1 rRNA gene is annotated in these 2566 nt (G+C 50.7%); it reads right to left on the bottom strand.

What is annotated here, in order from left to right:
- Positions 1 to 16 precede the first annotated feature (16 nt).
- A 23S ribosomal RNA gene (locus tag KUL10_RS18420) occupies positions 17 to 2566 on the bottom strand; the annotation flags it as partial.

The raw sequence follows: 2566 nt of genomic DNA, 5'->3' as shown, positions 1-2566 counted from the left end.
ACACTTGAGGTGTTGTATGGTTAAGCCGCACGGGCAATTAGTACAGGTTAGCTTAACGCCTTACAACGCTTCCACATCCTGCCTATCAACGTCGTCGTCTTCAACAACCCTTTAGGAATGTTAAACATTCTGGGATGACTCATCTCTGGGCTCGCTTCCCGCTTAGATGCTTTCAGCGGTTATCGATTCCGAACGTAGCTACCGGGCAATGCAATTGGCATCACAACCCGAACACCAGCGGTTCGTCCACTCCGGTCCTCTCGTACTAGGAGCAGCTCCCATCAATCATCCAACGCCCACACCAGATAGGGACCGAACTGTCTCACGACGTTCTAAACCCAGCTCGCGTACCACTTTAAATGGCGAACAGCCATACCCTTGGGACCGACTTCAGCCCCAGGATGTGATGAGCCGACATCGAGGTGCCAAACACCGCCGTCGATATGAACTCTTGGGCGGTATCAGCCTGTTATCCCCGGAGTACCTTTTATCCGTTGAGCGATGGCCCTTCCATTCAGAACCACCGGATCACTATGACCTACTTTCGTACCTGCTCGACGTGTCTGTCTCGCAGTTAAGCTGGCTTATGCCATTGCACTAACCTCCTGATGTCCGACCAGGATTAGCCAACCTTCGTGCTCCTCCGTTACGCTTTGGGAGGAGACCGCCCCAGTCAAACTACCCACCAGACACTGTCCACAACCCCGATTAGGGGCCAATGTTAGAACATCAAACATACAAGGGTGGTATTTCAAGGGCAGCTCCACATCATCTGGCGACAATGCTTCATAGCCTCCCACCTATCCTACACATGTAGGGTCAATGTTCAGTGCCAAGCTGTAGTAAAGGTTCACGGGGTCTTTCCGTCTAGGTGCGGGTACACAGCATCTTCACTGCAATTTCAATTTCACTGAGTCTCGGGTGGAGACAGCGTGGCCATGGTTACACCATTCGTGCAGGTCGGAACTTACCCGACAAGGAATTTCGCTACCTTAGGACCGTTATAGTTACGGCCGCCGTTTACCGGGGCTTCGATCAAGAGCTTCGCTTACGCTAACCCCATCAATTAACCTTCCGGCACCGGGCAGGTGTCACACCGTATACGTCATCTTGCGATTTAGCACAGTGCTGTGTTTTTAATAAACAGTCCCAGCCACCTGGTCACTGCGGCCCTCAATCGCTTATGGAGCAAGTCCAATCACAATCAAGGGCGTACCTTCTCCCGAAGTTACGGTACAATTTTGCCGAGTTCCTTCACCCGAGTTCTCTCAAGCGCCTTAGTATTCTCTACCTGACCACCTGTGTCGGTTTGGGGTACGGTTCGCTATATCATAAGTTTAGAGGCTTTTCCTGGAAGCAGGGTATTTGCTACTTCGACTCCTTAGAGTCTCGTCTCGTGTCTCAGGCATGTAGATGTCCGGATTTACCTAAACATCAACCCTACGCACTTTCACTTGGACTACCAACGCCAAGCTAGCATAACCTTCTCCGTCCCCCCTTCACTGATATAACAAGTACGGAAATATTAATCCGTTTCCCATCGACTACGCATTTCTGCCTCGCCTTAGGGGCCGACTTACCCTGCCCTGATTAGCATGGGACAGGAAACCTTGGTCTTCCGGCGTGGGGGTTTTTCACCCCCATTATCGTTACTCATGTCAGCATTCGCACTTGTGATATGTCCAGCAAACCTCTCAGTTCACCTTCAACCACTTACACAACGCTCCCCTACCACTCACACATAAGTGTGAATCCGCAGCTTCGGTATATTGCTTAGCCCCGTTACATCTTCCGCGCAGGCCGACTCGACTAGTGAGCTATTACGCTTTCTTTAAAGGATGGCTGCTTCTAAGCCAACCTCCTAGCTGTCTTAGCCTTCCCACTTCGTTTCCCACTTAGCAATATTTTGGGACCTTAGCTGGCGGTCTGGGTTGTTTCCCTCTTCACGACGGACGTTAGCACCCGCCGTGTGTCTCCCGGATAGCACTCATCGGTATTCGGAGTTTGCAAAGGGTTGGTAAGTCGGGATGACCCCCTAGCCTTAACAGTGCTCTACCCCCAATGGTGTTCGTCCGAGGCTCTACCTAAATAGATTTCGGGGAGAACCAGCTATCTCCCGGTTTGATTGGCCTTTCACCCCCAGCCACAAGTCATCCCCTGACTTTTCAACGTCAGTGGGTTCGGTCCTCCAGTTGATGTTACTCAACCTTCAACCTGCCCATGGCTAGATCACCGGGTTTCGGGTCTATACCTAGCAACTAAACGCGCAGTTAACACTCGCTTTCGCTACGGCTCCCCTAATCGGTTAACCTTGCTACTAAATATAAGTCGCTGACCCATTATACAAAAGGTACGCAGTCACATAACAAGTATGCTCCCACTGCTTGTACGTATACGGTTTCAGATTCTATTTCACTCCCCTCACAGGGGTTCTTTTCACCTTTCCCTCACGGTACTAGTTCACTATCGGTCAGTTAGGAGTATTTAGCCTTGGAGGATGGTCCCCCCATCTTCAGTCAAGATAACACGTGTCCCGACCTACTTAATATGGATAATAGGAGCTTTC

Source organism: Glaciecola sp. KUL10 (assembly GCF_003203515.1).
Classification (GTDB): domain Bacteria; phylum Pseudomonadota; class Gammaproteobacteria; order Enterobacterales; family Alteromonadaceae; genus Glaciecola.
The sequence above is the reverse complement of the archived record's forward strand: the minus strand, read 5'-3'. Positions and strand labels throughout refer to the sequence as shown.